General features: G+C 72.2%; 7 protein-coding genes and 1 tRNA gene. 7 read left to right on the top strand and 1 reads right to left on the bottom strand.

Features of this window, described 5'->3' with window-relative positions; translation table 11 throughout:
• Positions 1 to 43: 43 nt before the first annotated feature.
• From SZ60_RS14590 to SZ60_RS14620, 7 genes are all read left to right on the top strand, one after another.
• Complete coding sequence (locus tag SZ60_RS14590) at positions 44 to 1,312, top strand: glutamate-5-semialdehyde dehydrogenase (RefSeq protein ID WP_043597090.1); 1,269 nt, start codon at positions 44 to 46, stop codon at positions 1,310 to 1,312.
• Positions 1,313 to 1,350: 38 nt separating this feature from the next.
• Positions 1,351 to 1,572, top strand: a complete 222-nt coding sequence (locus SZ60_RS14595; RefSeq protein ID WP_043597092.1) for a hypothetical protein — start codon at positions 1,351 to 1,353, stop codon at positions 1,570 to 1,572.
• A 17-nt stretch (positions 1,573 to 1,589) separates the two neighbouring features.
• Positions 1,590 to 2,216: a nicotinate-nucleotide adenylyltransferase gene (gene nadD / locus SZ60_RS14600; RefSeq protein ID WP_082060195.1), complete on the top strand. Its 627-nt coding sequence runs from the start codon at positions 1,590 to 1,592 to the stop codon at positions 2,214 to 2,216.
• Complete coding sequence (locus SZ60_RS14605; protein WP_043597094.1) at positions 2,213 to 3,421, top strand: hypothetical protein; 1,209 nt, start codon at positions 2,213 to 2,215, stop codon at positions 3,419 to 3,421. The genes nadD and SZ60_RS14605 overlap by 4 nt, the downstream gene beginning before the upstream one ends.
• A gap of 62 nt (positions 3,422 to 3,483) precedes the next feature.
• Positions 3,484 to 3,897 (top strand): ribosome silencing factor, encoded by a 414-nt coding sequence (gene rsfS, locus SZ60_RS14610; RefSeq protein WP_043597095.1) that lies wholly within the window; start codon positions 3,484 to 3,486, stop codon positions 3,895 to 3,897.
• Between the two features lie 171 nt (positions 3,898 to 4,068).
• Positions 4,069 to 4,776 carry an AAA family ATPase gene (locus SZ60_RS14615; protein WP_043597098.1) on the top strand — a complete coding sequence of 236 codons (708 nt, stop codon included), beginning with the start codon at positions 4,069 to 4,071 and terminating at the stop codon, positions 4,774 to 4,776.
• Between the two features lie 89 nt (positions 4,777 to 4,865).
• A tRNA-Ala gene (locus SZ60_RS14620) sits at positions 4,866 to 4,941 on the top strand.
• Positions 4,942 to 5,206: 265 nt separating this feature from the next.
• Here the strand turns inward: SZ60_RS14620 and SZ60_RS14625 are convergent.
• The coding region (locus SZ60_RS14625) for an 8-oxoguanine deaminase (protein WP_043597100.1) at positions 5,207 to 6,419 on the bottom strand (1,213 nt) is incomplete at its 5' end.

Here is a 6,419-nt window from a genome sequence, read left to right on the forward strand (position 1 = left end):
CGACGGCCTCGCGGGACGGGGGAGCGGCGCATAGGCTTCGTGCATGTCGCTCATCGATGCCCCGGCCCCGTCGCTCACCGACAAGCTGACCGCTGCGAAGGCCGCCTCGCGCGTGCTCGCCACCGCGACGGCCGTCCGCAAGGACGCGGGGCTGCGGGCCGTCGCCGCCGCGCTGGTCGCGAACGTCGACCGCATCGTCGCGGCCAACGAGCTCGACCTGGCGAACGCGCGTGAGAACGGCGTCGGTGCGTCACTCCAGGACCGCCTGCGGCTGGACTCCGGTCGGCTGGCCGGGCTCGCGTCGGCCACCGAGCTCGTGGCCTCGCTCGTCGACCCGGTCGGCGAGTCGGTGCGGGGCAAGGTGCTGCCGAACGGGCTGCGGCTCGACCAGGTCCGCGTGCCGTTCGGTGTGGTGGGCGCGATCTACGAGGCCCGGCCCAACGTGACGGTCGACATCGCGGCACTCGCCCTGAAGAGCGGCAACGCGGCCGTCCTGCGCGGCGGCAGCGCGGCGCAGCAGTCCAACCGTGTGCTGGTCGAGGTCATGCGCGAGGCGCTGGCCGAGGTGGGGCTGCCCGCCGACGCCGTCGTCACCATCGACGAGTTCGGCCGCGAGGGGGCCCGTGAGCTGATGCGGGCCCGGGGGCTGGTCGACGTGCTGATCCCTCGGGGCAGCGCCGAGCTGATCGACACCGTCGTCCGTGAGTCGACGGTGCCGGTCATCGAGACCGGTGCCGGGGTCGTGCACGTCTTCCTCGACGCCAGCGCCGACGAGGGCTGGGCCGTCGACATCGTGCAGAACGCCAAGGTCCAGCGCCCGAGCGTGTGCAACGCGCTCGAGACGCTGCTCGTCCACCGCGAGGCGGCGGATCGCCTGCTGCCCCCGGTGCTGGGTGCCCTGCGCGCCTCCGGGGTGACGATCCACGGCGACGAGCGGACGCTCGAGGTCTTCCCCGACGGGGTTCCGGCGACCGACGACGACTGGGCGACCGAGTACATGGGGCTCGACCTCGCGGTCCGGGTCGTCGCCGACGTCGACGAGGCCATGGCCCACATCGCCCGGTGGTCGACCCACCACACCGAGTCGATCGTGACCAACGACCTGGCGACCGCCGAGCGGTTCCTCGCCGAGGTCGACAGCGCCGTCGTCATGGTCAACGCCTCGACCCGCTTCACCGACGGCGGCGAGTTCGGCTTCGGGGCCGAGGTCGGCATCTCGACCCAGAAGCTCCACGCCCGCGGACCGATGGGGCTCGCCGAACTCACGAGCACCAAATGGGTCGTGCGGGGCCAGGGCCAGGTGCGCGGGTAGACTGACCGACGATCGTCACCGCCTGAACGGGAGAACCCATGCTCGACGCCTCGCTGCTGCTCGCCGAAGCCCACGAAGAACTCGCACCGCTGATCGCCCCGGCCCCGGTCATCGCCGGCGTCTTCGCCATCGCGTTCCTCGTCCTCGGCTACGTGGTCTTCAGCTACCGCGACGTCGCCAACCGGTCGCTGCGCAAGGCGAACAAGCTCGACCACCACGACGGTCCGATCGACGAGTTCGGTCACCCCGAGAAGCACTGACCGCCGAGGCCGGCGAGATGGTCGTGGCGGGCGCCACCGTGCCCGACGGCGAGGGCGTCAGGCGACCCCGCGTCGGCATCATGGGCGGCACGTTCGACCCGATCCACCACGGGCACCTGGTCGCGGCCAGCGAGGTCGCACAGTCGTTCCACCTCGACGAGGTCGTCTTCGTGCCGACCGGTCAACCGTGGATGAAACCCGAGGTCAGCGAGGCGGAGCACCGCTACCTCATGACGGTCATCGCCACGGCGTCGAACCCGACCTTCACGGTCAGCCGCGTCGACGTCGACCGCGAGGGGCCGACCTACACGATCGACACCCTGCGCGACATCCGTCGCCTGCGTCCGACGGCCGAGCTCTTCTTCATCACCGGCGCCGACGCCGTCGCCCAGATCCTCGACTGGAAAGACGTCCAAGAGCTCTGGGACCTCGCCCACTTCGTCGCCGTGTCCCGGCCGGGGCACGACCTCAGCGTTAGCGGTTTGCCCGAGAGCGACGTAAGCTTGCTCGAAGTCCCCGCACTGGCCATCTCGTCGACCGATTGCCGCGCCCGGGTGGGTCGAGACTTTCCGGTGTGGTACTTGGTCCCCGACGGCGTCGTCCAGTACATCTCCAAGCACCATCTGTATCGGAGCGTTTCATGAGCACGTCCGACGGTCAGCCGCCCCTCACCCGGCGACAGATCCGCGACCTCGAGCGAGCCCGCGAGGCCGGTCAGGCCATCACCGGCGCCGTGCCCGTGGTGCCCGCCTCAATCTCGACGCCCGCCCCGCGCCCTGCGGCGGGCTCGACGGGTGACGTGCCGATGCCGGTGCCGTCGTCGGCCGCGCTGCGCGACGTCCCGCCCCCCGCACCGGGTTCCGTCGTCGACCCCGGCACCGGTCTGACCCGCCGGCAGATGCGCGCGCTGCGTGACGCGAGCCAGAGCCGCGACGCGTCTCCCGTGCCCCTGCAGGCCCCCGCCCCCGAACCCCGTCGTCCGTTGGCCGACGCGCTCAACACCGTCGACGAGATCGCCCCCGCCGCCGACGACCGTCCGGCCTCCGCGCCCGGCGCGTCCGGTCCGGCTCCGGTAGCCGTCCGCCCCGCCTCGGCCCCCGTGCCGTCCGCCGCACCGGACGACTACGACGCGTCGGACGACGCCCCGGGGCCCCGTCGCACGGGTGCGGCCTCCTCGGTCCCTCCGGTGTCCTCGACCCCCACGCCGACGTCGACGCCCACGGTCTTTCCGTTCGCGTTGTCCGACGAGCAGGGCCGCGGCGGGCAGGGCTCGCCGAGCGCGCCTCCTGCCCCGTCCCGTTCCGCGGCGTCGACGGCGTCGCGCCCGGCGGGTTCCGGTTCATCGCCCGAGCAGCGTGACGAGCAGTCCGACGCGTCGCCCGTCGTGCCGTCCGGTCACTGGTCGACCCAGTCCGACGAGCCCGACGCGCAGTCCGTCCCGGGCCGTCAGCTCGGCACCAGCACGGGTCAGCAGAACGCGCTGATCCTCACCGACGCCCAGGTCGCCGACGTGACCGGTGCGCTCAACGCGACCGGCGAGATCATCATCACGGGCTCGATCGACCTGCCCCGCAGCTTGGCGTCGACCGGCTCGCAGGCCCGGATCGACAACTCCGACATGGACCGCATCCTCGAGCAGGGCGACGCCGAGCAGGCAACGAGCGACGCCGAGCCCGTCCGTGCCAGCCGAGCCATCAGCACGCACACGTCCACCCGCGCCGTCGTGCTGGCCGCGTCGCAGCCCAAGGGCAACCACCTGCCGCTGATCCTCGGGATCTCGGGCGGCGTCGTGGGCCTCGGTATCATCGGCTTGATCATCGGTGGCTTCGCCACCGGGGTGCTGGGCTGAGGCCCGACCCACCCGAACCGACCCCGGTCGGCCCGCATCACCACCTACCCCCTAAGGAACACGTGACAGCCACCCCTCGTGCCATCGAGCTGCTGCAGATCGCCGCACGCGCGGCCGACGACAAGCAGGCCGACGACCTCGTCGCCCTCGACGTGTCCGGCCCCCTGCCCCTGACCGACGTGTTCCTGCTGGCCACCGGCCGCAGCGAACGCAACGTGGTCGCCATCGCCGGCGAGATCGAGGACAAGATGCTCGAGGCCGGCGTCAAGACCCTCCGCCGTGAGGGCCGTGCCGAGGGCCGTTGGGTCCTGCTCGACTTCGGTGACGTCGTCGCGCACGTCTTCCACGACGAGGACCGTCAGTACTACGCGCTCGAGCGCCTCTGGAGCGACTGCCCGACGATCCCGCTCGACGTGCTGGCCGAGTCGGCCACCTCACCGGCCGAGGCCACGGCCGACGCGCCGGCCGAGGCCTGACCGCCCCGCGCCTCCTCTGTTTCGCCGCATCGGCGGGACGTCACGACATGCCGCTCACCCCCGAGGTGAGCGGCATGTCGCGTCTTCTCGGGGCTCGTGGCCGAGAGCCGCGCGCCGAGTGAGTCGGTGTCGGTGCTGGCTGGTGTCGGTGTTGGATGACAGGCTGAGGGTGTGATCGTCGAGCGCGTTCGAGTCCCCGAGGCACTCGTCCCCGACCGCGACCAGTGGCCCTTCACGGTGCCCGTCGTGCGGTCGCTGATCGGCGAGGGGCTCGCTCTCGATCGCGCGGTGACGTTCGTCGTGGGTGAGAACGGCAGCGGCAAGTCGACCGTCGTCGAGGCGCTGGCCGAGGCCTGGGGCGTCGACGTGCGGGGCGGTCGCAGCGATTCGCGGTGGTCGTCGCCGCTCGATAAATCCGCGCTCGGGCGCGTGATGAAGCTCGACCGGACGCCGATTGGTGCGCGTCTGACGGGCACGGCGGCCCGGGGGTACTTCCTGCGATCCGAAACGGCTCTCGACATGTTCCGGCGGTTCGAGCCCGGTGATCCGGCGTTCCGTGACGTCAGTCACGGCGAGAGCTTTCTCCAGGCCTTCGACAGCCACGTCGACGGTCGGGGGCTGTACCTTCTCGACGAGCCCGAAGCCGCGTTGTCCTTCAGCTCGTGCCTGCGCCTGATGGGCACGCTGGCCGACGTCGTCGAGACGGGCGGGCAGGTCGTCTGCGCCACTCACTCACCCGTCCTGACGGCCCTGCCCGGGGCTCGCATCCTCGAGGTGGCCGACCAAGGGGTGCGGGCGGTCGAGTGGGCCGATCTCGACCTCGTGCGCCACTGGCGGGCGTTCCTCGAAGGACCCGAGGGGTACCTGCGTCACCTCTGACGTCGGGGTGAACTTGCGGCCGGAAAAAATGTAGTAATGTAGACGAGTTGCTTCCGACGGGGTGAAAACCTCCGAGGGGCAGCAGTTCTGGGTCTGTGGCGCAGCTGGTAGCGCACCTGCATGGCATGCAGGGGGTCAGGGGTTCGAGTCCCCTCAGATCCACCAGAACGGGTTCGCGAGAACCACACGAAGGCCCCTCCTCGAGAGGGGCCTTCGTCGTTTGCGGGGCAGCTGTTCGAGGGCGTCGACCGCAACGCCGCCACGACGTAAACACTCCGCCACGAGATGTCGTGGCGGAGTGTTTACTTCGTGGCGGGTAGCGCGGGTAGCGCGGGTAGCGCGGGTAGCGCGGGTCGCGCGGGTCGCGCGGGTCGCGCGGGTCGCGCGGGTCGTGCCCTCACGCCGACGGGCGCAGGAGGCGCGGGTCGCGTCAGACGCGGGCGCGCAGGTCCGCCGACGCCCGGGCCGCGCCCTCGGCGAGCAGACCCTGGTCCGCGTGGACGAGCTCGCCCTCCGCCACGACCGCGTCGCCCCCGACCCAGAGGCGGGCCAGCGGAGGCATCGAGGCCAGCCCCAGGGCGGCCACCGGGTCGGCGATGCCCGCGAACTCCACCCCGTCGACGCGCCAGAGGGCGAGGTCGGCGAGCTTGCCGACCTCGATCGAGCCGAGGTCGGCATCCCGCCCGAGCACGCGGGCGCCGCCGATCGTCGCGAGGCGCAGTCCCTGCCGGACCGAGAACGCGTCCGCGCCCGAGCGCAGGCGCCCGAAGAGCACCGCCTGCCGGATCTCGGTGCCGAGCTGGCCGGACTCGTTCGACGCGGCACCGTCGACCCCGAGCCCCACGGGTGCCCCCGCGCGCAGCAACGACGCGATCGGGGCGATGCCCGCGGCGAGTCGACCGTTCGACGAGGGGCAGTGCGCCACACCGGTCCCGGTCGCGGCGAACCGTCCGATCGCGTGGTCGTCGAGGTGGACGCAGTGGGCCATCCAGACGTCGTCGCCGAGCCAGCCGAGGTCCTCCAGGTACTGGGTCGGCGTCCGGCCGAAGCGCTCGAGGCAGAAGGCGTCCTCCTCGACGGTCTCGGAGCCGTGGGTGTGCAGCCGGACGCCGAGCTGCCGTCCGAGGACGGCGGCCTCGCGCAGCAGGTCGGCCGTCACCGAGAACGGCGAGCAGGGCGCGATCGCGATCTGGACCCACGCGTCGCCGGACGGATCGTGGAACCGGGCCACCGCCTCCTGACCGGCGCGCAGCGCGGCGTCCGTCGTCTCGACGGCGAAGTCCGGGGGCAGGCCGCCCTGCGACCGACCGAGGTCCATCGAGCCGCGCGTGGCGTGCAGGCGGACGCCGACCGTTCCGGCGGCCCGGACGATGCCGCCCAGGAGGTCGCCGGCACCGGCCGGGAAGACGTAGTGGTGGTCGCCGACGGTCGTGCAGCCCGACCGGGCCAGCACGGCGATCGCGGCGGCGGCCCCGGCCTCGACGAGCGGCTCGTCGATGCGCGCCCAGGTCGGGTAGAGCGCGACGAGCCAGTCGAACAGGATCGAGTCCTGCGCGATGCCGCGGGTCAGCCACTGGTAGAGGTGGTGGTGCGTGTTCACCAGGCCGGGGGTCAGCAGGTGGCCCCGGCCGTCGACGCGCTCA

The sequence above is a fragment of the Frigoribacterium sp. MEB024 genome, assembly GCF_000878135.1.
GTDB lineage: Bacteria > Actinomycetota > Actinomycetes > Actinomycetales > Microbacteriaceae > Frigoribacterium.

Bases quoted from the DNA above. Each gene is read 5' to 3' on its own strand.
- SZ60_RS14590 (WP_043597090.1), top strand. From the start codon at position 44: ATGTCGCTCATCGATGCCCCGGCCCCGTCGCTCACCGACAAGCTGACC.
- SZ60_RS14595 (WP_043597092.1), top strand. From the start codon at position 1,351: ATGCTCGACGCCTCGCTGCTGCTCGCCGAAGCCCACGAAGAACTCGCA.
- nadD (WP_082060195.1), top strand. From the start codon at position 1,590: ATGGTCGTGGCGGGCGCCACCGTGCCCGACGGCGAGGGCGTCAGGCGA.
- SZ60_RS14605 (WP_043597094.1), top strand. From the start codon at position 2,213: ATGAGCACGTCCGACGGTCAGCCGCCCCTCACCCGGCGACAGATCCGC.